The sequence below is a fragment of the Gemmatimonadota bacterium genome (genome assembly GCA_016714015.1).
Lineage (GTDB): Bacteria > Gemmatimonadota > Gemmatimonadetes > Gemmatimonadales > Gemmatimonadaceae > Pseudogemmatithrix.
Window position 1 is genome coordinate 172,936 of record JADJNZ010000004.1, and the last position, 24,312, is coordinate 197,247.

17 protein-coding genes are annotated in these 24,312 nt (G+C 70.1%); 8 read left to right on the forward strand and 9 right to left on the reverse strand.

The annotated features are described in order from the left end of the window. Positions 1–77: 77 nt before the first annotated feature. From IPJ78_08010 to IPJ78_08035, 6 genes are all read right to left on the reverse strand, one after another. Positions 78–359 carry a hypothetical protein gene (locus IPJ78_08010; protein MBK7906494.1) on the reverse strand — a complete coding sequence of 94 codons (282 nt, stop codon included), beginning with the start codon at positions 357–359 and terminating at the stop codon, positions 78–80. An 868-nt stretch (positions 360–1,227) separates the two neighbouring features. Then, entirely contained in the window at positions 1,228–1,425 is a 198-nt protein-coding gene (locus tag IPJ78_08015; protein MBK7906495.1) for a hypothetical protein, read from the reverse strand. Positions 1,426–1,474: 49 nt separating this feature from the next. Further along, positions 1,475–2,359 carry an NAD(P)-dependent oxidoreductase gene (locus tag IPJ78_08020; GenBank protein ID MBK7906496.1) on the reverse strand — a complete coding sequence of 295 codons (885 nt, stop codon included), beginning with the start codon at positions 2,357–2,359 and terminating at the stop codon, positions 1,475–1,477. A gap of 14 nt (positions 2,360–2,373) precedes the next feature. Continuing rightward, complete coding sequence (locus tag IPJ78_08025; protein ID MBK7906497.1) at positions 2,374–2,661, reverse strand: hypothetical protein; 288 nt, start codon at positions 2,659–2,661, stop codon at positions 2,374–2,376. Between the two features lie 48 nt (positions 2,662–2,709). Beyond that, positions 2,710–2,952, reverse strand: a complete 243-nt coding sequence (locus tag IPJ78_08030; protein MBK7906498.1) for a hypothetical protein — start codon at positions 2,950–2,952, stop codon at positions 2,710–2,712. Then, on the reverse strand, positions 2,949–3,248 hold the full coding sequence (locus IPJ78_08035; GenBank protein ID MBK7906499.1) for a hypothetical protein: 300 nt from the start codon (positions 3,246–3,248) through the stop codon (positions 2,949–2,951). Before IPJ78_08035 ends, IPJ78_08030 begins: the two co-directional genes overlap by 4 nt. A 63-nt stretch (positions 3,249–3,311) precedes the next feature. On the opposite strand from IPJ78_08035, the gene IPJ78_08040 reads away from it, so the two are divergent. Together IPJ78_08040 and IPJ78_08045 are read left to right on the forward strand one after the other, a co-directional pair. Then, positions 3,312–4,079 (forward strand): VOC family protein, encoded by a 768-nt coding sequence (locus tag IPJ78_08040; GenBank protein ID MBK7906500.1) that lies wholly within the window; start codon positions 3,312–3,314, stop codon positions 4,077–4,079. A 9-nt stretch (positions 4,080–4,088) separates the two neighbouring features. Continuing rightward, positions 4,089–5,492 carry a CHAD domain-containing protein gene (locus IPJ78_08045; protein ID MBK7906501.1) on the forward strand — a complete coding sequence of 468 codons (1,404 nt, stop codon included), beginning with the start codon at positions 4,089–4,091 and terminating at the stop codon, positions 5,490–5,492. A gap of 156 nt (positions 5,493–5,648) precedes the next feature. On the opposite strand, the gene IPJ78_08050 is transcribed toward IPJ78_08045, so the two are convergent. Beyond that, positions 5,649–6,848 (reverse strand): amidohydrolase family protein, encoded by a 1,200-nt coding sequence (locus IPJ78_08050; GenBank protein MBK7906502.1) that lies wholly within the window; start codon positions 6,846–6,848, stop codon positions 5,649–5,651. Between the two features lie 295 nt (positions 6,849–7,143). On the opposite strand from IPJ78_08050, the gene IPJ78_08055 reads away from it, so the two are divergent. From IPJ78_08055 to IPJ78_08080, 6 genes are all read left to right on the forward strand, one after another. Beyond that, on the forward strand, positions 7,144–10,074 hold the full coding sequence (locus IPJ78_08055; GenBank protein MBK7906503.1) for a SusC/RagA family TonB-linked outer membrane protein: 2,931 nt from the start codon (positions 7,144–7,146) through the stop codon (positions 10,072–10,074). 13 nt (positions 10,075–10,087) lie between these two features. Next, entirely contained in the window at positions 10,088–11,668 is a 1,581-nt protein-coding gene (locus IPJ78_08060) for a RagB/SusD family nutrient uptake outer membrane protein (GenBank protein MBK7906504.1), read from the forward strand. An 82-nt stretch (positions 11,669–11,750) separates the two neighbouring features. Continuing rightward, positions 11,751–13,298 (forward strand): alpha-amylase family protein, encoded by a 1,548-nt coding sequence (locus IPJ78_08065; GenBank protein MBK7906505.1) that lies wholly within the window; start codon positions 11,751–11,753, stop codon positions 13,296–13,298. Positions 13,299–13,300: 2 nt separating this feature from the next. Next, positions 13,301–18,001 carry a glycoside hydrolase family 97 catalytic domain-containing protein gene (locus IPJ78_08070; GenBank protein MBK7906506.1) on the forward strand — a complete coding sequence of 1,567 codons (4,701 nt, stop codon included), beginning with the start codon at positions 13,301–13,303 and terminating at the stop codon, positions 17,999–18,001. 16 nt (positions 18,002–18,017) lie between these two features. Beyond that, positions 18,018–19,871 carry a cyclomaltodextrinase N-terminal domain-containing protein gene (locus IPJ78_08075; protein ID MBK7906507.1) on the forward strand — a complete coding sequence of 618 codons (1,854 nt, stop codon included), beginning with the start codon at positions 18,018–18,020 and terminating at the stop codon, positions 19,869–19,871. Positions 19,872–19,931: 60 nt separating this feature from the next. After that, positions 19,932–20,282 carry a DUF4377 domain-containing protein gene (locus tag IPJ78_08080; protein MBK7906508.1) on the forward strand — a complete coding sequence of 117 codons (351 nt, stop codon included), beginning with the start codon at positions 19,932–19,934 and terminating at the stop codon, positions 20,280–20,282. A 47-nt stretch (positions 20,283–20,329) separates the two neighbouring features. Here the strand turns inward: IPJ78_08080 and IPJ78_08085 are convergent, their stop codons facing one another. Then, positions 20,330–23,041 carry a cyclomaltodextrinase N-terminal domain-containing protein gene (locus IPJ78_08085; GenBank protein MBK7906509.1) on the reverse strand — a complete coding sequence of 904 codons (2,712 nt, stop codon included), beginning with the start codon at positions 23,039–23,041 and terminating at the stop codon, positions 20,330–20,332. Next, a complete protein-coding gene (locus IPJ78_08090; GenBank protein ID MBK7906510.1) occupies positions 23,038–24,309 on the reverse strand; it encodes an MFS transporter in 1,272 nt (423 codons plus the stop codon). Before IPJ78_08090 ends, IPJ78_08085 begins: the two co-directional genes overlap by 4 nt. Positions 24,310–24,312 lie beyond the last annotated feature (3 nt).

Sequence of the window (24,312 nt, forward strand, 5' to 3'; positions counted from 1 at the left end):
TGGTATGGCGATCGGGTTAGGGGACCATGAGGGGCGCGTGACGTCTCGCTGAAGCCGGGCGGTCTTCCGCACGGTGCTCAGCTGGCGCGCGGCGGCTCCTTCGCCCGGCTCTCGAGGAGCTTCGCGACGAACTCCTGGCCCTGCGTGACCTGCTCCACCTGCGTGCTCATCCGGGTCAACATCTCCTCGAGGAGCTGGACGCGTTGCTCGAGCTGCCGCTCGGCGCGGGCCTCGAGCGCCTGACGTTCCCGCAACCGCACGAATCGCCAGCCGATCCAGAGCGCGACCGCGCCGATGAGGTACGGCAGGAACGTCAGCACGAGCATGAAGAAGCCCTCGATCCCGCTCAAACCGAACATCGGCGTCCTCCGAGGCGTGAAGGTGTGTCGCGCGGCCAAAATCCAGGCGATCGCTGAAGCGAGAGGTAGCGGTGCGCGATTCAAAACCTACGGTGCTCAGATCAATACCTGCGATGCGCGAGTCGAGCCCCCTTGATGCACGATCGCAACACTAGAGGTGCGCGATCGAATACCTGCGGTGCACGACCCGATACCTACAGGTGCACGACCCGATACCTACAGGTGCACGACCCGATACCTACAGGTGCACGACCCGATACCTACAGGTGCACGACGCGATACCTGCGGTGCGCGACGCGATACCTCGGGGTGCACGACGCGATACCTCGGGGTGCACGACGCGATACCTCGGGGTGCACGACGCGATACCTCGGGGTGCACGACGCGATACCTCGGGGTGCACGACGCGATACCTCGGGGTGCACGACGCGATACCTCGGGGTGCACGACACGATACCTGCGGGGCACGACGCGATACCTCGGGGTGCACGACGCGATACCTCGGGGTGCACGACACGATACCTGCGGTGCACGACGCGATACCTCGGGGTGCACGACGCGGTACCTCGGGGTGCACGACGCGATACCTCGGGGTGCACGACACGATACCTGCGGTGCACGACGCGATACCTCGGGGTGCACGACACGATACCTGCGGTGCACGACGCGATACCTCGGGGTGCACGACACGATACCTGCGGTGCACGACGCGATACCTCGGGGTGCACGACGCGATACCTCGGGGTGCACGACGCGATACCTCGGGGTGCACGACGCGATACCTGCTGGTGCACGCATCGGAACCTGCGGTGTTCGACCGATACCGCAGGCGGGGGAGGTGGCCTCCGAGCCAGCCCGCGCGCGCACCCTACTTGCGCAGCGCCCGCACCACAAGGAACGCCGCCACACCCCCCACGACCAGCAGCGGAACGAGCCCGACGAACTTCAACACCACGCCGAGCACGAGCAACCCGCCCGCCCCCTGCACCCAGCCGATCACCTGGCCCTTCGTCGCCGCGTTCTCGAGGTCGGTCCGCGTGTAGAGCTGCAGGTCGGTCTTCGTCATGGCTGGCTGCTCGCTGAAAGGGTCCGCCGGGTCGGGCTGGGTGCCTGGGTCAACTACGCCCGGCCGCCGCCGCGGGGTTTCGGCCCCGTTCCACCGCGTCCACCGCGATCACCCCGGTGTCCTGCGCGCCGTAGCCGCGCGCGATGAGCGCATCCATCCGCGCCATCATCCCCGGCAGCATCGCCAGCGGCAGGTCGCCGGCCGCCTCGATCATCAGGCGCACATCCTTCCGGGCCATCGTCAGCTCGAAGGACGCGGTGAAGTCGCCGGCGCCCATCTTCTTCCCGCGGCCCTGGATGATCCCGGCCGGGTTGAAGAAGTCGAGCACCTTGAGCGCGTCGGGGGCCGGGACGCCGTTCCCCGCGGCCACCGAGAAGACGTCGGCGATCAACCCGGCGAGGCCGAGCAGGAGGCCGTTGCCGACGAGCTTGTAGACCGCCGCGAGGTCGGGGCGCGCGCCGAGATAGCGCACGGTCTCGGCCTGCCGCTCGAGCGCCGGACGCACCCGCTCGAAGGTCTCCTCCGGCCCCGACACCATGATGATCCCCTTCGACTCGCGGGCCGCCGCCGGGCCGATGAAGACCGGGCAGTGCAGGTATGCGATGCCCTCGGCCTGCAGCGCCGCCGCGCGCGCGGCCGTGAGCGCCGGCAGCGTGGTCGAGTGGTCGACCAGCACCGCGCCAGCGGCGAGCCCGGGCCGCAGCGCCCCGATCACGTCAGCGACCACCGCGTCGTCGGGGAGCACGAGGTGCACGCGCTCGGCCCCCGTCACCGCCTCCGCGGGAGAAGCGCACGCGATGGCGCCGAACGCGGTCAGGGCCTGCGCCTTCGACGCCGTCCGGTTCCAGACGCGCACGGTGTCGCCGCGCGCGCACGCCGCCTCGACGAAGCCCGCGCCCAGCAATCCCGTCCCGATGAATGCGATCGTGCTCATGTCACTGCGCTCCGCTAGAGATAGCCGTGGGTCAGCATTCGCACCCCGGCCTTGGGATAGTACGCCTCGCTCGGCAGCTCCCATCCGAGCGTGTCCGCGAGGCGGTCGTAGATGTTGAAGAGGAACGCGACGTTCATCGCGTCGTTGATCGCCGCCTTGCTCACGCCGTGCGCCAGGACCGCGCGCACGTCATCCGCCGTGAGCGCCTCGTGATCGAGCGTGCACTTCGCGAGGAGCCCCAGCGTCGCCCGGAGCGGCTCGCCGATCGGGGCTGTCCGGTAGTCCGCGAGGATCGGGCCCATCGTCCCCTTGCCCAGCGCCGTCTCCGCGACCGCGGAGTGGGCGTTGGTTCAGAAGACGCATTGGTTCATCCTGGAGACGAAGGCCGCGAAGATCTCGCGTTCCCCCACGCTCCACTCGCTCGGGCCGCGCATCACCTGCTGCGTGAGCGCGCTGAACGGCCGGCCGAAGTACTCCTTGCGATAGAGCAGGGTGCGGACCACGCCGGGCGCGTGCCCGGCGAGCACGCGCATCATGGCGAGCAGGAGCTTGTCCTTGAGGCCATGCCCCCGGTGGACACGCTGGAGTCTCATGCCTCCTCCAGCGCCCGCTGTCCGGCGGCGAGGCGCGCGCTCGCGGCGCCGAGCGCCGCGCTCACGATCACCTCGAACATCGCGTCGTCGCCGCGGGTGGACTGGCCGCGCCCCACGTCGGCCTCGGTGACGCGATAGGCATGCGCGTGGATCCGATCGACCAGCGTGGCGAGGTCGTCGGGGAGCGCGCCGCGCGCGAAGGCCGCCGCGCGCAGGGCGGGCTCGGCGTGCCCGGGGCCCTCGAGCACGCCGCGGATGACGCGCTCGCGCAGCGCGAGATGCGGGTCGGGATGCATGGTTGCATACTGAATGGGCGCGCCCCGCGGCGCCAGCGCCCCCAATCCACCCGCGAACGCCCCATGCCCCCACGCCCCCGCGAGCCCGGCGAGTTCTGCTGGATCAACATCATCTCCCCCGACCTCGACGGCACGCGCGCCTTCTTCTCGGCGCTCCTCGGCTGGCGATTCCCCGAGATGCCCGGCATGGGCTACCTGATCGAGGTCGATGGCCATCGGCAGGGCGGCCTCTTCGATCTCCGGAGTCCCGGCAACCCGGCCGGGCAGCAGCCCGTCATCGGCGTGATGGTCCGCGTGACCGACGCCGACGCGATGGCCGCGCGCATGAACGCGCTGGGCGGCACGGCGCTCCCCCCGATGGAAGTCGGCACCAACGGCCGCATGGTCGTCGGGCACGACCCGAGCGGCGCCAACATCGATCTCTGGGAGCTCCGCTCCGCGCCCCCGGGTGACGTGGATGGGGCGGTCCACGGCGCGATGAGCTGGTTCGAGCAGGTCAGCGACGACCTCGTGCGCGACACGAGGTTCTATTGCGACCTCTTCGGCTGGACCTTCGAGATCATGAAGATGCCCGGCTTCGACTACGTGACGTTCAAGCAGGGCGACGCCTTCGTCGCCGGCATGATGGCGCGCACGTCGGAGATGGGCGACCTCAAGCCCTTCTGGTGCACCTACTTCACGGTCGACGACGTGGAGCGGGCGGCGCAGCAGGCCGAGGCGCTCGGCGGGACGCTCGCGATGCCCATCAGCGAGGCGCCGGGCGTGGGCCGGTTCTGCGGCATCATCTCGCCGCAGGGCGTCGGGTTCTGCGTGATGCAGTACTCTCGATAGATTGGGCGCGTGACCGCCCCCGTCCTGCCCGCCCTCGACCTCCTGCTCGACGAGGATGCGCAGCGCGCGGCGCGCCTGATCGCGATCGACCTGCAGGGTCGCGTCCGCGCCGCGCGCCCGCGTCTCGACGATCCGGCGGACGTCGAAGCCCTGCACGACTTCCGCGTGGCGGTGCGGCGCCTGCGGAGCTGGCTGCTCTGCGACGCGGTGCTCCCCGGCGCGCTGGCGCCCAGGCGGGGCCACAAGCTGCTCCGCCGGCTCGCGCACGCGACCAACGCGAGCCGCGACGACGAGGTCTTCGCCGAGTGGCTCACCGGCGCGCGTGCGACGCTCGCGACGCAGCACCGGGGAGCGGCCGACTGGATGCTCGCTCGGATCGGTCGGCTCAAGCGCGAGGCCGAACGCGACCTGCTCGCGGAGCTCGACCGCGACCTCGAGGCGGCGATGGTCCTGCTGGACGAGCATCTCGCGCGCTACAACGTGCCGCACGACGTCGTGCGCGGCGCCGAGCGCGAGACCTTCGCCGCGGCGATGTCGTCGCTCGTGCGGTCGTCGGCGTCCCGGCTGCAGCGGCGGCTCGCCGCGGTCAACGGAGCGGAGGACCACGAGGCGATCCATCGGGCGCGCATCGCCGGGAAGCGCCTGCGCTACGCGCTGGAGCAGGTCGCGGCCGCGGTGCCCGGCGCGCAGGCCTGCCTCATCCGCCTCAAGGTCCTGCAGGATCTCCTGGGCGACCACCACGACGACTCCGTCTGGCTCGGTCTCGTCCACGCGGCCGCCCCGCGGGCACCGCGGGTCATCATCCGCCAGGGCCTGCGCGCGATCATGGCGCGCATCGAGCAGCGCAGCGCCGACCGGTACACCGCGCTCGCCGAGGAATGGCTGTCCGGCGGCACGACGGCTTTGTTCGCCGCGCTGAACGAAGTGGCTGACTGGCTGGCGGCGCGCGGGACGCAAGGGATGGAGGTGGAGCGGAAGTACCTGTTGACCGGCGTCCCGGATACGCTCCCGCCGGGACGGCTCCAGCGACTCGAGCAGGGCTATCTCCCGGGGAAGAAGCTCATCGAGCGGGTGCGCCGCGCGCGCGAGGGCCGCGCGGTGAAGCACTACCGCACGGTGAAGGGCGGGAAGGGGCTCGCGCGGATCGAGGTGGAGGAGCAGTGCACGCGGTCGCTCTTCGCCGCGCTCTGGCCCCTCACCGCCGGCCGCCGCGTGCTCAAGCGGCGGCACCTCATCCCCGACGGCGACCGGGTGTGGGCGATCGACGTCTTCACCGACCGCGCGCTCGTGCTCGCCGAGGTGGAGTTGCCGAGCACGGAGACCGAGGTGACGGTGCCGGAGTGGCTCGCGCCGTACGTGGTGCGCGAGGTGACCGAGGAGCGGGGGTTCGTGAACGCGGTGCTGGCGCGGTAGGGCGGCGGATCGCGGGGAACTCAAGTCCGGCCCGCCGGGTACCGATACTCAAGCAGCAAGGCAACCGGTTCCTTGAAGGGGGTCCGGCCAACGACACGGGGGGACGCGCCATCGGCGTGTCCCCCCGTGTTCGTTCGTGCGCGTGCGGGCGTGGGGCTACCGCGGCCACCCGTCCTGCGGGATCCCCGGGGTGATCCGGAGCGCGTTACGATAGTACACCTTCTTGAGGACTTCGTCCGGCAGGTCGATCCCGTAGAGCTTCCAGCTCGCGTGATAGTCGCGGTAGTACTCGAAGTAGTCGTCGCGGGTCTCGAAGACGCGCCAGTAGTACGGGTACTCCTCGGGCTGGAAGGAGTCCTTCCCGAAGAGGATGCGGTCCTGGTACTTCACGAAGAAGTCGTGCATCGCGCGCGGCTGGCGGCCGATGTCGTAAAGCACGGCGCCGACCTCGACGAGGGTGTTCGGCATCTCGTCCATCATGCGAGAGAGGCGCGGCAGGTCGTTCGCGTACCAGCTCATGTGCGCCAGCACGAAGGTCGTGCGCGGGTTGCGCTTGACCATCCGGTCGCGCTCCTGATTGAGCGCCTCGAAGGTCGGATTGACCGCCGGGTCGTAGCGCCGCCCGGGGAAGAGGGCGAGTTCGAGCCAGCGCTCGTTCTTGTTGTCGATCGGCTGCCAGAACTCGGCCGGGTCGGCCGTGTGGATGAAGACGGGCAGCTTGAGGCGGGCGGCGGCGGCCCAGACGGGATCGAGGATGGGGTCGTCGATGGCGAGGCGGGTGCCGTCGGCCTTCTTGTTGGAGAGCCCGAATCCCTTGCCGATCTCGCCGATGCCGACGGCGCCGGCCTTGGCGTCCGCCTCGAGGGCGGCGATGGCCCGCTCGGCCCAGCCGGGGGAGCCCGCCCCGGTGAAGTCGATGCCGGTGAGGAACCGGATGCGGTCGCGCATGCGGGGGGTGGCGGCCGCCAGCCCCGCCTGCCGGGTGAGCCCCTCCCCCCGGACATTGTTCGCTGCGACGATCACCCGGACGCCGATCCGGTCGAGGTCGTCGGCGAGGCCGTTCAAGCCCTCGGTCGAACCGAGCTGCTGGCCGGTCGGGTGACCGTGGTAGTCGATGGCGGGGTATTTCGCGCGGGGGACGAGGTGTTCCGCCGCCACGAGGGTGTTCCGCGGCCGATAGTCGAGGATCGACGGGGTCGGGAGGGTGGGCGCCTGGCAGAGGCGGGGGCGGATCTCCGTCATGTTCGCCGGGCATTCCTGTCCGGGCTCGATGCGGGTCCCCCCCTGGCCCATGCCGGGCTGGGCGGCCGCGAGGGCGGGGAGGAGCAGTCCGAGCAGGGCGACGGCAGGCTTCATGGGCGTGGGCTCAGGGCGATGGGAACCATGGTTCCGTAAGGGAATACGGCATCGTTTGTACCGGAATACCGGACTTTGTCCAACGAGAAATTCGACGTTACCTTCTTGACACGCTAGGATAGGCGGCCCGATACTCAGGACGCTCTCTCCCCCTCGTTCCGCCTCAACTATAACGACTGCGCGGTCGCAGTTCGTTGGGCGCGGCGTGAGGGAGTGCGAAGAAACCCCCCTTCAATTACCCAGGAGTAGTTCCATGTGGCGGTTCGGCGTACTTACGCTGGTCGCAGCCCTCTGTGTGAGCGAGCCGGCGCTCGCACAGTCAGCCCGGATCACGGGCATCGTCCGGTCCGCTGACGGCAATCTCGCGATCGTCGGGGCCGATGTGGAGGTCTCGAGCACGAGCTTCCGTCGTGTCTCGCCGACCCGCGAAGATGGCCGCTACACGATCCAGGTGGAGCCCGGCACGTACAAGGTGCGCGCCAAGCGCATCGGGTTCGCGGCCGACTCGGCGACGGTGACGGTCGCGGCGGGCGAGTCGAAGACGGTCGACTTCACGCTCCGCGCGACGGCGATCCAGGTGACCGGCGTGACGGTCGTCGGCTACGGCACGCAAGACGTGCGCGACAACACGGGCTCGGTGAAGGCCGTGACGTCGCGCGACTTCAACCCGGGCCGCGTGGTGAGCGCGGAACAGCTCATCCAGGCGAAGGTCCCGGGCGTGCAGGTCATCGACAACAACGAGCCGGGCGGCGGCATCTCCATCCGCATCCGCGGCGGCACGTCGGTGAATGCCTCCAACGAGCCGCTCTTCGTCGTCGACGGCGTGCCGCTCAACGTCGGCGGCGGCCTCTCCTCCGGCCGCAACCCGCTCAACTTCCTGAATCCGGCCGACATCAAGGAAGTGACCGTCCTCAAGGACGCGTCGGCCACGGCGATCTACGGGTCGCGCGGCGCCAACGGCGTGGTCCTGGTCACGACCCGGTCCGGTTCCTCCTCGGAACCGGCTTTTTCGTATTCGTCCAGCTATTCCTCGTCGCAGGTGATCGCGCAGCCGGACCTGCTGAACGCGGCGCAGTTCCGCACGGCGGTGACGGCGAACGCGCCGGCGAACGTCGGCCTCCTCGGCACGAGCAACACCAACTGGCTCGACCGCGTGCTGCGCTCGGCGGGCGGCGCGGAGCACAACTTCGCGGTGTCCGGTGTCCGCGACGACATGCGCTACCGCCTCTCGCTCGGCCTGCTCAACCAGGACGGCGTGCTGGCCGGCACGAACTCGCGCCGCGTCTCGGCGTCGGCGACGTACTCCGACCTGCTGCTGCGTGACCGGCTCGAGCTGCGCGCGAACTTCAAGGGCACGCGCAACGACGACCTCTACACCCCGGGCGGCGTGCTCGGCGGTGCGATCGCGATGGACCCGACGCAGCTGCCCGTCAACAACGGCGTCTACTTCCAGTGGGCGAACCCGCTCGGCGCGAACAACCCGCTCGCGGACCTCGCGCAGCAGTCGGATGACGGCTCGACCTTCCGCAGCGTCGGCAACGTCGAGGCCAAGTGGTTCTTCACCGACCTGATCGACGGCCTCTCGGCCACGATGCGCACGGGCTACGACTACGCGACCTCGAGCCGGACGTTCTTCTCGCCGAGCACCTCGCAGCAGGACCTCGAGAGCGGCCGCGGTGGTCGCATCGACCGCAACCTGCCCCGGCAGGTCAACACGGTGTTCGAGCTCTTCGGCAACTACAACACCAAGCTGTCGCTCCTCGACAGCCGCATCGACGCGACGGCGGGCTACACCTACGAGCAGCAGAAGGGTGACTACGCCTCGTTCTGGGCCGAGTCGCTCACGACGAACCTGCTCGGCGCCAACGGCATCCCGACGGCGGGCCGCACGCAGAACAACCTCTCGGTGGACGAGGCGAAGCTGATCTCGTTCTTCGCCCGCGCGAACTACACGATCAAGGAGAAGTACCTCCTCACCGCGTCGATCCGTCGCGACGGCTCGTCGCGGTTCGGTGCGGACAACCAGTGGGGCGTCTTCCCGTCGTTCGCGGCGGCCTGGCGCATCCTGGACGAGGAGTGGTTCCCCGAGGCGGCGTTCATGTCCGACCTCAAGCTCCGCTTCTCGTGGGGCGTGAACGGCAACCAGTCGTTCGGCAACTACCTCTACGTCCCGACGTACACCCCGGGCGGCGCGCAGGCGACCTACCAGTTCGGCAACACCTTCGTCTCGACGCTCCGTCCGAGCGCGGTGGACCCGAACATCAAGTGGGAGCAGACGACCTCGACGAACCTCGGCGTGGACTTCGGCTTCTGGAACGACCGCGTCACGGGCACGCTCGACTACTACAACAAGGACACGAAGGACCTGATCTTCTCGGTGCCGGTCGCGGCCGGCACGACGGTCGGCAACTTCGTGACGACGAACATCGGCTCGATGAACAACAAGGGCCTCGAACTCGGGCTCTCGGCCGTGGTCGTCGACAACCGCTCGAGCGGCGGCTGGCGCTACGAGGCCGGCTTCGCGATCTCGACGAACAAGAACGAGATCACCTCGATCTCGGCCGATGACACGGACCAGATCCTCACCGGCGGCATCGCCGGCGGCGTGGGTCGCACGATCCAGGTGCTGCAGCCGGGCTCGCCGCTGAACGCGTTCTACGTGTACCAGCACCGCAAGCAGCCCAACGGCAAGCCGGTGACCGATGCCAACCCGGACACCGCGATGTACGTCGACCAGAACGGCGACGACATCATCAATCAGGAGGACCTGCGGCCGTTCAAGAGCCCGGCGCCCCGCCTGATCATCGGCCACACGTCGCAGGCCAGCTGGAAGAGCTGGGAGTTCTCGGCGACGGCCCGCATGTACCTGGGCAACCACGTCTACAACAACATGGCCTCGACCCTCGGCCACTACTCGGGCCTGAACGGCGCCGCGCCGACCAACCGGCACGCGTCGGTCCTCGAGACCGGGTTCATCAACCCGCAGTACCAGTCGGACTACTACGTCGAGGACGCCTCGTTCCTCCGCCTCGACAACGTCTCGGCGGCCTACACCTTCCGGAACCTCTACGGCGCGCGCTCGGTTCGTGTCTTCGGGACCATCCAGAACGTGTTCACCACCAGCAAGTACTCGGGCGTCGACCCGCTCGCCGGCCTGAACGGCATCGACAACAACCTGTTCCCGCTCTCCCGCACGTTCACCCTTGGCGCGAACTTCGCCTTCTAACCCCCCACCACCAATGAACAGGACTTTCCGTACGATCCTGGTCGCCAGCGCCGCGCTCCTCGTGAGCACGGCCTGCACCGACCCGACGGTGGCGCCGAAGTCGACGATCAACTCGGAGACGGTGTTCTCCGAGCCCTCGGCGTACCGGTCGCTGCTGGCGAAGGTCTATGCCGGCCTCGCCGTCACCGGCCAGCAGGGCTGCTGCGGCTCGCCGGACATCTCCGGCATCGACGAAGGCTTCTCGCAGTACTGGCGTCTCTACTGGCAGATGCAGACGCTGCCGACCGACGACGCGATCATCGCCTGGGGCGACCAAGCGCTGAGCGAGCTCAACACGCAGGGGTGGTCGTCGTCCAACGGCTTCCTCAACGCCATGTACTACCGGATCTACTTCCAGGTGGCGATGGCGAACGTGCTGCTCCGCGAGACGTCGAACGCGAAGCTCGACCAGCGCGGCGTGGCCGGCCAGCTCCGCACCGACATCGCCGGGTACCGGGCCGAGGCGCGCTTCCTGCGCGCGCTCAGCTACTACCATGCGATGGACCTCTTCGGCGCGGTGCCGCTCGTCGACGAGAACACGACGGTCTCCGAGCCGCCCGCCCAGGCGACGCGCGCCGAGATCTACCAGTTCGTGGTGGATGAGCTCACGGCGATCCGCAACCAACTCCCCGCGATCGGTGCGGCCGAGTACGGCCGCGTCGACCAGGGCTCGGTGTCGATGTTGCTCGCCAAGACCTACATGAACGCCGGCGTGTACACGGGCGCCACCCGCTACACCGAGGCGATGACCGAGGTGCAGGCGATCATCGCGTCGAACGCCTACTCGCTCGACCCGAACTACCGCCGCATGTTCGCGCCGGACAATCACCTCTCGCCGGAGCTCATCTTCGCGATCCCGCAGGACGGGGCGCGGATGCGCAACTACGGCGGCACCACCTTCCTCGCCCACGCGAACGTCGGTGGCCCGCTCAACAACGCGAACTTCGGCCTGAACGGCGGCTGGTGGGGCCTCCGCATGCGTCCCGAGACGCGCGCGAAGTTCCCGGCGATCGGTGCCGGTGCGGCCGACGGTCGTGCCGAGTTCTGGGCGAACATGAACCAGGCGAACATCACCGACATGTTCAACTTCGAGCAGGGCACCGCGGCGCCGAAGTACTCCAACCGCACCACCGGCGGCGTCAACGGGCAGGACCAGGAGTTCGTCGACACGGACGTGCCGATGTGGCGTCTGGGTGACGTGTACCTCATGTACGCCGAGCTCCAGCTGCGTGGCGGCGGCGGCACGGCCGGCCAGGCGCTCACCTACGTGAACGACCTGCGTCAGCGTGCGTACGGCAACGCGACCGGCAACATCACGGCCCCCGAGCTCACGCTCGCCTTCGTCCTCGACGAGCGCGCCCGCGAGCTGTACATGGAAGGCCATCGCCGTCAGGACATGATCCGCTTCGGCGTCTTCACCGGCGCGGGCACCGTCTGGACGTTCAAGGGCGGCGCGGCCGCGGGCGCCGGCACGCAGGCGTTCCGTGACCTCTATCCGCTCCCGGCGAGCGAGCTCATCGCCAACAAGAAGCTGACCCAGAACACCGGGTACTGATCCATGTAGGACGCGCACGCCCGGCCCGAGGACCATCTCGGGCCGGGCGTCGCGTTTTCCCCCCAGTCGCATCCGAGGTCCCGTGCGCATCCCGTTCCTGCTGGTCGCCCTGTCCCTCGCCGCCTGCGGCGGCGGCTCCGACGGCGGCACAGGCCCCGGCCCGGTCAATCCAGGCCCCGTCACCCGACCGACCCTCCCGCAGACCTACACCGCCACGGGGCACGCCGCGGCCGGTGACGTCTCGGTCCAGCTCTTCGAGTGGGCCTGGGCCGACATCGCGCGCGAATGCGAGCTGCACCTCGGCCCCATGGGCTATCGGGCCGCGCTCGTCTCGCCGCCGCAGGAGCACATCGGCGGCGGTGCCTGGTGGACGCGCTACCAGCCGGTGAGCTACTCCCTCGCGCAGAACCGGTCGGGGACGCGCGCGCAGTTCATCGACATGGTCGCGCGCTGTCGCACCGCGGGCGTCGACATCTACGTCGATGCGGTGATCAACCACATGACCGCCGGCAACGGCACCGGCACCAACGGGACCGTCTACACCAAGTACAACTATCCCGGGCTCTACGACGCCGGCGACTTCCACCTGCCGTGCGGCATCTCCGACTGGACCAACGCGGCGCAGGTGCAGGATTGCGAACTCGTGGGGCTCTCCGACCTCTCCACCGGGAGCGCGAAGGTGCAGAACGCGATCGTGGCGTACCTCGCCGACCTCGTGGACATCGGCGTGCGCGGCTTCCGCATCGACGCGGCGAAGCACATCCAGCCGGTCCAGCTCGACAGCATCGTCACCAAGCTCAATCGGGCCGTCATCGCCAGCGGCGATCCGGTGCCGTACTTCTTCCTCGAGGTCATCGACATGGGTGACGCCGGGGTGAAGGCGACCGACTACTACGGCCTCGGCTTCCACGGCGGGAGCGGCTCCGATCTCTCCGAGTTCAAGTATCGCGGCATCCGCGACAAGTTCATGAACAGTGGCGGCCAGCAGGTGGCGGACCTCATGACCTTCAGCGAGGTCAACTGGTCGCTCATGCCGAGCAACAAGGCGCTCGTCTTCCTCGAGAACCACGACACGCAGCGCAGCGGCGGTGTCACCTGGGACTCGTGGCAGCGGCAGCGCCTCGCCTACGTCTTCATGCTCGCCGAGCCGTACGGGTATCCGATGGTGATGTCGTCGTACGCGTTCGACCAGGCGTCCGGCGCGAGCCGCGACGCCGGCCCGCCCGCCGGCAACGGCACCGCCGCCGGCCAGAGCTGCTCGGCGGACATCCCGAACACGCCGGACGGGCAGTGGGTCTGCGAGCACCGCGACCCGCTCCTCGGCGCGATGATCCGCTTCCGCGCGGCGACGGCGGGGCAGGCGCGGCAGGCGAACGCCACCCTGAACGCGAACTTCATCGCCTTCTCGCGCGGCACCACCGGGTTCGTCGCGATCAACAACGGCGCCTCCGTCACGACCGGCACGGTCACGACCTCGCTCGCCGCCGGGACGTATTGCGACCTCCTCACGGGCGGGAAGGTGGGTGGCGCGTGCGCCGGCACGACCGTCACCATCGATGCCGGTGGCGTCGCGAGCCTCTCCATCCCCGCCTTCACCGCGGTGGTGCTCCTCACGGCCGACAAGCTCTGACCATGCGACTCCCGACCTCTGCCCGCCGGACCGCCGCGATCAGCGCCGCGCTCGGTGCCGCGCTCCTGTTCCTCGTGGCCGCGCGGCAGCAGCCCGCCGGCACGATGGTCCGCTCGCCCGACGGTCGCACGGTGGTCACCATCGCCGACCGCGAGGGGAAGCTGACCTGGCAGGCCACGCGCGATGGTCGTCCGGTCGTGACGCCCTCCGCGCTCGGCTTCACCTTCCGCGACGGGCCGCCCCTCGGCGAGGGGATGCGGATCACCGAGACGGCCCAGCGTGAGTTCGACGACACCTTCACGCTCCCGTGGGGCGAGGTGCGCGAGGTGCGGGACCGCTTCCGCGAAGTGCGCGTGCACGCGGTGGAGCTCGCGGGGCTCCGGCGCGAGCTCTGGCTCGTGGTGCGCGTGTTCGACGACGGGATCGGCTTCCGCTACGAGCTTCCCGCGCAGGCGAACCTCCGGCAGTTCGAGATCATGGAGGAGCGGACCGAGTTCGCGATGGCCGAGGACATGAAGGCGTGGTGGATCCCGGCGGACGTGTCGTCGCCGGACCGCGCGGAGATGCTCTTCAGCTCGGGGCCGGTGAGCAAGCTCCGGCTGGTGCACACGCCGCTCACGCTGGTCGCCTCGTCGGGACTGCACGCGGTGATCCACGAGGCGGACCTCGTGGACTACGCGGGGATGTACCTGCAGGGGCGCAGCGAGTCGCGCACGCTCACGGCGTCCCTGGCCAAGTGGAAGGACGGCGCGGCGGTGAAGGGCCGCACGCCGTTCCAGACGCCCTGGCGCACGGTGCAACTGGCCGACCGGCCGGAGGACCTCGCGCCGAGCACGCTCTCGCTGCGACTGAACCCGCCGAGCCGGATCGCGGACACGCGCTGGATCACGCCGATGAAGTACGACGGGATCTGGTGGGGGATGCACGTCAACACGATGACGTGGGGGCAGGGCCCGATCCACGGCGCGACGACGGCGAACACGCGGCAGTACATCGACTTCGCGGCGGCCAACGGCCTCGGTGGCACGCTGGTGGAAGGATGGAACGTGGGCTGGGACGTGGACTGGATGAAGCAGGGGGACGGCTTCTCGTTCACCCGGCCCTACCCGGACTACGACCTGCCGGGGCTCGCCGCCTACGCGCGCGAGAAGGGCGTCGCGCTCATCGTGCACAACGAGACGGGGGGCTTCGTCGAGAACTACGAGCGCCAGCTCGACTCGGCGTTCGCGCTCTACGAGCGGCTGGGCGTGCGGGTGATCAAGACGGGGTACGTGGGCGACACGGTGAACCCGGGCGGGCATGCCCACCAGTCGCAGTACATGGTGCGGCACCACCGGCGGGTGATCGAGACCGCGGCGCGGCACGGGATCAGCGTGGTGATGCACGAGCCGATCAAGGACACCGGCGAGCGGCGCACCTGGCCCAACATGCTCTCGCGCGAGGGGGCGCGGGGGATGGAGTTCAACGCGTGGGGCGGGGAGGGCGGGAATCCGCCGGAGCACGAGACGATCCTCTTCTTCACGCGGTTCCTCGCCGGCCCGATGGACTTCACGCCGGGGGTGTTCAACCTCACGGTGTCGCGGAGCGGGACGAACGTGCCGCGGACGCCGCAGGAGTCGCGGCCGCGCTCGACCCTCGCGCGGCAGCTGGCGCTCTACGTGGTGATCCCGAGCCCCGTGCAGATGGCGGCGGACCTGCCCGAGAACTACGCCGGGCAGGCGGCCTTCCAGTTCATCCGCGACGTGGCGGTGGACTGGGACACGACGCGCGTCCTGCACGGGCGGATCGGGGATGACGTGGTGGTGGCGCGGCGGGCGAAGGGGCGCGACGAGTGGTTCGTGGGCGCGATCACCGACGAGGAGTCGCGCGAGATCGCGGTGCCGCTCGACTTCCTGCCGGCGGGGCGTTCGTTCGCCGCGGACGTGTACGCCGATGCGGCCGATGCCTCGTGGGACGCGAACCCGACGGCGATCAGCATCACGCAGCGGACCCTGACCGCCCGCGACACGCTGCGCATCCGGATGGCGCGCGGCGGCGGGCAGGCGATCCGGCTCCGTCCGGCCGGCTCCGCGCTCGATCCGTCGTCGCCGTTCCGCGTCGGCCCGGACGAGGTGCGGCAAGGGGGCTTCGTGGCCCGCGCGCTCGGCCGCGACACGATCGTCTCCACGTATCCGCGCGCGGCGCGCGAGGTGCACTTCAAGTTCGCGTTGAACGGCCGCGACAACGAGTTCCCGCCGGGGATCGAGCACACGATCAACCTGCGGCCGCGCACCGGTCGCGTCGCGACGCCGCTGTACGCGTTCGCGGTGGAGCCGAAGCCGCTGCTCCCGCGTCCCGAGGACGCGGGCGAGGGAGAGGATGGCGAGGCAGCGGTCACCATCCGGCTCGACCTCCGGACCGTGCGCGATGCGATCCGCACGCGCGGGTGGTACAAGCCGCCGCTCGGCGACACCATCCGCGCGCTCTCGCGCGTGACGGCGATCGGGGACACCGGGCCGCTGGTGTGGGACATCAACGCCGTGCCCGCAGGTGCGCCGCAGGATCTCACCGACCCCGACGGGGACGGGATCTTCGAGGCCACGCTCCCGTTCCGCACGGAGTACCTGCGGCCGCTCGACGCGCAGGGGCGCGCGATCTGGACGCGCACCGCCGACCTCTCGCGGTTCCCCGAGCTCGTCTCGCCCGAGCCGCTCGTCGACGCGACGTACCGGATGTCGCTCGAGGAGCTGACGCAGCTCGTGCGCGAGGACGGGGCGCTCGCCGCCGGGGCCAAGTGGCCGGGCGTCTGGACGCGCGACGTCTCGCTCAGCGCCCTGCTCTCGCTCGCGATCGTGGTGCCCGACGCGGTGAAGGTCTCGCTCATGAAGAAGGTCGATGCGCAGGGGCGCATCATCCAGGACACGGGGACGGGCGGGTCGTGGCCCGTCTCGACGGACCGGATGACCTGGGCGCTCGCGGCGTGGGAGGTCTACGCGGTCACCGGTGATACCGCCTGGCTGCGGTCGTCGTACGACATCATCAAGCGGTCGGCCGCCGCCGACGCGCACGTGGCGCTTGACCGGGCGACGGGACTGGTGCGCGGCGAGTCGAGCTTCGAGGACTGGCGCGAGCAGAGCTATCCGCGGTGGATGCAGCCGGCGGACATCTACCAGGGGTTCGCGCTCGGGACGAACGCGGTGCATCACGGCGCGTATCGCGTGCTGGCCGACATGGGGCGCGCGTTGGGCCGGCCGGCCGCGGAGATCGCGCAGTGGGAGCGGACGGCGGCCGGGATCCGCGATGGCATCGCGCGCGAGTTCTGGATGCCGGAGCTGCAGCGGCATGCGCAGTTCCTGTACGGGCGCACGGCGCTCGCGCGCTCGCCGCGCTACGAGGCGCTCGGGGAGGCGCTGCTGGTGCTCACCGAGGGCGCTGCGGCGGACTCGGCCGGCGCCGCGCTGCTCTTCGCGCCGAGCGTGGACTTCGGCACGCCGACCTTCTGGCCGTTCATCTCGGGCGAGCCGTTCTACCACAATGCGACCATCTGGCCGTTCGTCGCGGCGTACTCCACGTGGGCGGCCGCGCGCGTGGGCAGCGACGCGGCGGTGGACTTCGGGTATCGCACGCTCGTGCGCGCGCCAGCGCTCTTCCTGACCAACAAGGAGAACCTCGTCGCGGAGACGGGCCACTTCGAAGGGACGGCGCTGAACAGCGACCGCCAGCTGTGGAGCGTGGCGGGGACTCTCGCGCTGCAGTATCGCGTGCTCTTCGGGATGCGGTTCGAGCGGGACCGACTGGTGCTGGCACCCGCGGTGCCGCACTCGCTTCTTCCGGCGGACGGCGCGGCGCGGACCGAGCGCGTGCTTCGCGGTGTTCGGTATCGCGGCGCGACGCTCGAGATCCGGGTGCGCGCGAGCGCGGCGTGCGGCGGCTACCGTGCCACGCTCGACGGCGCACCGCTCCCGCTCGACGCGGGTCAGGAGGTCGCGATCCCGGCATCGCTCATCGGCGCGCACGCGGTGGTGATCGAGGTGCGCGCCTGTCGCACCGAGGCTGTCGCGCGCCAGTCGAGCGGGGTGCGGTTCGCGCCGGCGACGCCGCGCGCGCGGCTCGGCGGGACGGCGACCGCCGCCGTCCTCGAATGGGACACGGTGCCGGGCGCAGCGCGATATGTGGTGCACGTGAACGGGGAGCCGGTGGATACGCTGGGTACGCGGCGTCGCCCCATTCCGCGGACGATGCAGCTGGCCGAGTGGCAGGTGGAGGCCGTCGATTCCGCGGGCACGGGATCGTTCCTGAGCGAACCGGTGCGCGTGATCGCGCCGGCGGGTGAGCGCCTGCTCGCCCCGACCCCGACGGGCGCGTCGGTGCGCACCGAGCGTGCCGGCGCACCGATCACCGTCCGCACGACCGTGACGGAGCCTGGGCGGTACGCCGTGGACGTCTGGTACTCCAACGGGAACGGGCCGGTGAACACCGAGGACAAGGCCGCGGTGCGCACGCTGTTCCTCAACGGCCTCGCGACGGGCGCGGTGGTGATGCCGCAGCGCGGGGCGGGGAGCTGGAGCGAGCGCGGCTGGAGCAATCCGGTGGTGCTCACGCTGACGCGGGGCGTGCAGACGCTCTCGCTGCGGTGGGACCCGCGGGACGAGAACATGAACGGCACGATCAACGCGGCGGACGTGCATCGCGTGCGGGTCACGCGGCTGCCCGATGCGCCCTGAGGCGGGGACCCGAAGCATGCGCCAACTGCGTTCGTACACCGTGCGACGGCTCTTCGCTGCAGTCCTGATCGCTGGCGCGGCCGGTCCGGCGGGTGCGCAACCGGTGGTGACCAAGGTCGAGCCGCCCGACTGGTGGGTGGGGCACTCCATCAATCCGGTGCGCCTGCTCGTGCGCGGCCGCGGGTTCGAGGGCGCGCGCGTGACCTGCGGCGCGCTCCGCTGCGCGAACGTGCGCGTGAGCGCGACGGGCACCAACCTCTTCGTCGACGTCACCGTGCCGCCGGCCACGACGCCGGGGGCGTATCCGGTCACCGTCCGCACGGGGGCGGGGAGCGTGCCATTCGAGTTCGCGGTGCACGCGCCACTCGCGCGCACCGGGCGCTTCCAGGGGATCGGGCCGAGCGACGTGCTCTACCTGATCATGCCCGACCGCTTCGCGAACGGCGATCCCGCGAACGACGATCCGGCCCGCTCGCGCGGGCTCCATCGCCGCGACGACATGCGCTTCTACCACGGCGGCGACCTCGAAGGGGTGCGGCAGCGCCTGCCGTACCTCAAGTCGCTCGGCGTGACCGCCGTCTGGCTCACGCCGATCCAGGACAACGTCGACACGATCGCGCATCGGGGGCGCCCCGCGTGGGGCCCCAACGGCTACACCGACTATCACGGCTACGGCCCCACCGACCTCTATGCCGTGGATGAGCACTTCGGCGACCTCGCGACGTATCGTCGCCTTGTGGAGGAGGCGCACGCGCTGGGGATGAAGGTCGTGATGGACCTCGTCGCGAACCATACCGGGCCCGAGCACGTGTGGGCGCAGGATCCGCCGACGCCGACCTGGTTCGCGGGGACGCCGGCGCAGCACCTGCCCAACAACTGGCGCGTCGAGTCCCTCGCCGATCCGCACGGGGCCGCGGCGGTGCAGGACTCCACGCTGCGGGGCTGGTTCGCCGGGATCCTCCCCGACTTCGACCAGCGCGATCCCGAGGTCGAGCGGTATCTCATCCAGCAGACGCTCTGGTGGGCCGGGAAGACCGGCCTCGACGCGATCCGGCAGGACACGTGGCCGTACGTCCCGCGCAGCTTCTGGACGCCCTGGATGGCCGCGATCAAGCGCGAGTACCCGCAGATGACCGTCGTGGGCGAGGTGCTGCAGTGGGACCCGGCGCTCGTCGCGTTCTTCGAAGGGAGCAAGACCGGTTTCGACGGGATCCGCACGGGCGTCGACCAGCTGTTCGACTTCCCGGTGCAGGGCGTGATGCGGCGCGCGTTCATGCGCGGCGGTCCGGTGCGCGAGCTCGCGCAGATGCTCGCGCGCGACCGGCTCTACGACCATCCCGAGCGACTCGTGACGGTGTCGGACAATCACGACATGGCGCGCCTGATGGACGGTCCGGGCGCGACGGTCGACGGCCTGCTGATGGCCTACACCTTCCTCTTCACCACGCGCGGGATCCCGCAGCTGTACTATGGCGACGAGCTCGGGCTGGGCGGCGGGGAGGATCCGGACAATCGGCGCGACTTCCCCGGCGGGTGGAGCGGCGACGCGCGGAACGCGTTCGAGGCGAGCGGCCGCACCGCGGACGAGCAGCGCATCTTCGTGCATCTCCAGTCCCTCGCGCGCCTGCGGCGCGAGCGGCCGGAACTCGCGTCGGTCCGCACCGAGCAGTTGCTCGTGCAGGAGCAGCAGCTCGTCTATCGGCGAGGACGGACGCTGGTCGTGATCAACAACGCGTCCGCACCGATCACGTTGCGGGTGCCGGGACTCGGCGCGACGGGGCCGGCGGTGATCGGCGGGTGCGGTCCGGTGACGCGGGAGGGCGCGGACGGCGTCGTCGTCGTGACGGCGAGGACGGCCTGCGGGTACTGAACAGAAAGCGGAAGGCGGAAGGCGGAAGGTAGAACACACGCGCGGGGCTGAGCGACCAACATGCGAATCGCCCGGATGGTCCTTGTCGTGCTGTTAGCGGGCTGCGCGCCGGAGCGCGGCGTGATGCCGCGCCTCGTCGAGACCGTGTTCGTGTCGCACCTGACCGTGCCTTGCATGGGCGTCGGGCCCATGACCTGCCTGCAGGTCCGGCTTGACCAGAACGCCGAGTGGACGCTCTTCTACGGCGGGATCGAAGGGTTCCTCCCGGAACCCGGGTACGCGTACGCGATCGAGGTGGAGATCATCCGCCGCTCCTCGCCGATCCCTGCCGATGCGTCGGACCGTCGGTACCGACTGCGCCGCATCATCTGGCGAGCGCTGCCCGAAGGCGCCGCCGACCGCATCGGCTGATCGCCGACGCGGTCGGAGAAGTGCTTTCTACCTTCTTCCTTCCGCCTTCATCCGTCTCTCCCCAGCAGGAACGTCAGGATCTCATTCAACCGCACCCGCCACGACCGCTCGTCGTGGGCCGCGCCATCGTAGACCTTCGTCGAGAAGCCCGGCCCTTCGCGATACCCCGCCGCCCGGAACACCGAGTCCGCCCGCGCCTGGAACGCCGGATACGTCGCGTCGAGCGTCGCGGTACCGCGATCCATCCAGATCCGGTGCGACGCCGGCGCCGGCATCGTGCGCGCGAGATAGTCGATCACGCTCCCGTCGCCGACGGGGAAGTGCGTGCTCACCGCCCCGACCCCCCCGAACACCTGCGGATACTCGGCCGCCGCGTAGAGCGAGATGATGCCGCCCATGGATGAGCCCATCACGTAGGTGTCGGCGCGGCCCGGGCGCGTGCGGTAGGTGCGGTCGATGTAGGGCTTGAGCTCCTCCACCAGGAAGCGCAGGTATTCGTCGGCCAGGAAAGGACCACCGAAGCGATAGCGGCCGGCTCCGGCTGACACGCTGTCGGCGCCCGGCGGGATGGCCTTCTCCGCCATGAACTCCTGCGCGCGCTTCGGCGTGTTCCAGGCCGCGACGACGATCGCCGGGCGGATCCGGCGCTCGGCGATGAGGCGCGTCATCGTCTCGTCCACGCCCCAATCGACGCCGCCGTAGCTCGTCGCCGGGTCGAAGACGTTCTGCCCGTCGTGCATGTAGAGCACCGGGTACCGCGTCGTGTCACCGCGGACGTAGCCGGGCGGGAGCCAGATCTCGACCTGGCGCCCCTCCACGTGCTTCGACTCGAACGTCGGGATCACGACGCGTCGCCCCGTGACCCCCAACGATGGGCCCGGCACCGCGACCGATGTCACCGGGAGGAGGCAGCCCGTGCGCGCGGGGATGCGCACCTCCACCGCGAGCCCCGACCCGGCGGGGGCGCCGCAGCCGCCGAGCAGGTCGGCACCGAGCATGCCGATGGGGATGCGTGCGAGCACCGCGGCGGTGTCGTTGTTGATCGCGACGACGGTGTTGCCGCGCCGATAGACGTACAGCTGGTCGCTGACGACGAGGTTCTGCGTGGCGGGACCCCGCAGGTCGCGCCGCTCCTGACGCAACGCGAGGAGGCGCTGGATATGCGTCCAGAGCTCCTGCTGCTCCGCCGTGCGCCCGCTGGCCTCGAAGCCGTTGCGCGCGTCCTCCCGCCAGCCGCCGGGGAAGTCGCGGCGGTTCTCCGGATCGTTCCCGCCCTCGAGGGCGATCTCGTCGCCGTAGTAGAGCAGCGGCGCGCCGCGCGTGGTGAGCAGGAAGGTGTAGGCGAGCTTGAGCCCGGCGATCGTCGCCCCGCGCTCGCCCATGAAGCGGCTCACGTCGTGGAGGCCGAGGAAGGTCACGAGCGAGGACGGATCCTTGTAGAGCCGGTCCTTCGCCAGCGTCTCGGCGAGGCCGCGCACCGAGCGGCCCTCGGCGAAGGCGCCCCGGATGGGATAGAAGAGCGGGAAGTCGAAGAGGGCGTCGACGCCGGCGTCGATCCCGTCCCACTGCGTCACGCCGCCCTGGTGGAACGCGAGGATCGCCGGATCGCCGTCGTACACCTCGCCCACGACGCGCAGTGCCGGGAACTCACGCTTGATCGCCGCCATCCACGGCCTCCAGAAGCGGCGCGGGACGTACGGCCAGGTGTCCTGCCGGATCCCGTCCATCCCCGTCATCGCCACCCACCACAGCGTGTTCTGCGTGATGTAGCGCGCGACCTCGGGGTCGTCCTGGTTCAGGTCGGGGAGGATGTTGACGAACCAGCCGTCCATGGTCTCGCGCGTCACCTCGGGCGAGGCGTACGGGTCGGCGATGCTCCAGGTCTGCCAGGTGTTGTTCGGATGGTTCTCGGGCGTCCCGTGCAGCCACGTCGGCGTCGGCGGGTCCTGCGCCCACGGGTGGTACGGCCCCGTGTGATTGGCGACCATGTCGGCGACCACCTTGATGCCGAGCGCGTGCGCGTCGTCCACGAGCGCGCGATACTCGGCGAGGTCGCCGACGTGCTCCTCGACGCCGTAGAAGTCCACCGCGCCGTAGCCGTGGTAGTCGGCCTGCCCGGCGGGCGTCTCGATGCGACTGATGCGGTCGATGTTGTCGTAGACCGGGTTGAGCCAGAGCGCGGTGATGCCGAGCGACTTGAGATAGGGGAGCCGCTGACGGATGCCGCGCAGGTCGCCGCCATGGTAGTACTTCGGCTGCCGGCGGTCGTGCATCCCCGCCGAGCGGGCGGGATCGTCGTTGGACGGATCGCCGTTCGCGAACCGGTCGGGCATCACGAGATAGAACACGTCGTCGCTGCCGAAGCCCTGGAAGCGGCCGCGGCGCGGGAGCGGGGCGGTGATCTCGAAGCTCGCGTCGGCGGTGCCGGCGGCGGTGCGGAGCGTGAGCGGATACTTGCCCGGTGACGCGGTGCCAGGGATGCGGACGTCGGCGAAGACGTAGGTGCCGGCGGCGTTGACCTTCAGGTTCGTGCAGGTGAGCCGCCCACAGGCGAGCGTGGCGCCGGCGAGGTGCTTGCCGCGGATCATCACGCGCACCGGGTTCACGGTGCTCGGGACCCACCAGCTGGGCGGGTCGACCTTCTCGACGACGGGCGCGGGGCCGCCCGCCTGTGCGGCGAGCGGCCCCGTGATCCCTGCCGATGACAGGGCGAGTGCGAGCGCCGCGAACGCGGCGCGGAGCGTCCGGTGCGTCGTCACGCCGCCGCCTCCCCCTTGTCGGTGACGCGGGTGACGAGCAGCGCGGCGATGATCATGCAGACGCCGCCGGCGGTCACCGCGGCCATGCGGTCATTGTCGAGCAGGTTGCTCATCACCCAGCCGAAGCCGAGCGCGGCGACGATCTCGGGGATGACGATGAAGAAGTTGAAGATGCCCATGTAGATGCCCGTCTTGCCCTCGGGGATCGCGCCGGCGAGGATCGAGTAGGGCATCGACAGGGTGCTCGCCCACGCGATGCCGACGCCGAGCATGGAGAGCATCAGCATGTTCGGGTCGTGGATGAAGCGCACCGAGATGAGGCCCGCCGCGCCGGCGAGGAGGCAGAGCGCGTGGGTGCCCTTCCGGCCGGTGCGCTTGGCGATGGGCGGGAGGAAGTGTGCGAAGAAGAACGTGACGAGCGAGTACGCGCCGAAGCAGAGGCCGGCCCACTCGATCCCCTGCTGGTAGCGCGGGTCACTCGCGTCCGCGGCGCCGAAGACCCCGGTCGCGACCGCGGTGCCGAAGTAGAGCCACATGCAGAAGAGCCCGAGCCAGGTGAAGACCTGCACGAGGGCGAGCTGCCGCATCGTCTCCGGCATGTGCGTGATCGCGTCGATGATCTCCTTCGCGACGTTGCCGATGCCGGCGCCGGCCTTCTTCTTCGCCGCGAACGCGGCCATGTCCACCGGCGGCTTCTCGGGGGTCGTGAGGATGGTGTAGAGCACCGCCCCGAAGAACGCCGCCGCGCCGACGTAGAACGACAGCTTCACCGTCACGGGGATGCCGCCAGCGCTCGCACCCGTGACGCCGAACCAGTTGGTCATCATCCAGGGCAGCGCCGAGGCGATCACCGCGCCCGCGCCGATGAAGAACGACTGCATGGCGAAGCCGCGCGTGCGCTCCTGCTGCGGCAGCAGGTCGGCGACGAAGGCGCGGAACGGTTCCATGGAGATGTTGATGCTCGCGTCGAGGATCCAGAGGAGGCCGGCGGCCATCCAGAGCGAGCTCGAGTTGGGCATCGCGATGAGCGCGAGCGAGCTGAGCACGGCGCCGATGAGGAAGAACGGCCGCCGGCGCCCGAGCCGCGGGTGCCAGGTGTTGTCGCTGATGTGCCCGATGATCGGCTGCACGAGCAGCCCGGTGAGCGGCGCCGCGAGCCAGAGCATCGGGATCTCGTCCGGCTTGGCCCCGAGGTACTCGTAGATCGCGCTCATGTTCGCCATCTGGAGCCCCCAGCCGAACTGGATGCCCAGGAAGCCGAAGCTCATGTT

Excerpts from the sequence above, each read along its gene's own strand:
- IPJ78_08035 (MBK7906499.1), bottom strand. The coding sequence starts at position 3,248 with ATGCATCCCGACCCGCATCTCGCGCTGCGCGAGCGCGTCATCCGCGGC.
- IPJ78_08070 (MBK7906506.1), top strand. The coding sequence starts at position 13,301 with ATGCGACTCCCGACCTCTGCCCGCCGGACCGCCGCGATCAGCGCCGCG.
- IPJ78_08030 (MBK7906498.1), bottom strand. The coding sequence starts at position 2,952 with ATGAGACTCCAGCGTGTCCACCGGGGGCATGGCCTCAAGGACAAGCTC.
- IPJ78_08050 (MBK7906502.1), bottom strand. The coding sequence starts at position 6,848 with ATGAAGCCTGCCGTCGCCCTGCTCGGACTGCTCCTCCCCGCCCTCGCG.
- IPJ78_08025 (MBK7906497.1), bottom strand. The coding sequence starts at position 2,661 with ATGGGCCCGATCCTCGCGGACTACCGGACAGCCCCGATCGGCGAGCCG.
- IPJ78_08015 (MBK7906495.1), bottom strand. The coding sequence starts at position 1,425 with ATGACGAAGACCGACCTGCAGCTCTACACGCGGACCGACCTCGAGAAC.
- IPJ78_08020 (MBK7906496.1), bottom strand. The coding sequence starts at position 2,359 with ATGAGCACGATCGCATTCATCGGGACGGGATTGCTGGGCGCGGGCTTC.
- IPJ78_08090 (MBK7906510.1), bottom strand. The coding sequence starts at position 24,309 with ATGAGCTTCGGCTTCCTGGGCATCCAGTTCGGCTGGGGGCTCCAGATG.
- IPJ78_08080 (MBK7906508.1), top strand. The coding sequence starts at position 19,932 with ATGCGAATCGCCCGGATGGTCCTTGTCGTGCTGTTAGCGGGCTGCGCG.
- IPJ78_08040 (MBK7906500.1), top strand. The coding sequence starts at position 3,312 with ATGCCCCCACGCCCCCGCGAGCCCGGCGAGTTCTGCTGGATCAACATC.
- IPJ78_08060 (MBK7906504.1), top strand. The coding sequence starts at position 10,088 with ATGAACAGGACTTTCCGTACGATCCTGGTCGCCAGCGCCGCGCTCCTC.
- IPJ78_08075 (MBK7906507.1), top strand. The coding sequence starts at position 18,018 with ATGCGCCAACTGCGTTCGTACACCGTGCGACGGCTCTTCGCTGCAGTC.
- IPJ78_08010 (MBK7906494.1), bottom strand. The coding sequence starts at position 359 with ATGTTCGGTTTGAGCGGGATCGAGGGCTTCTTCATGCTCGTGCTGACG.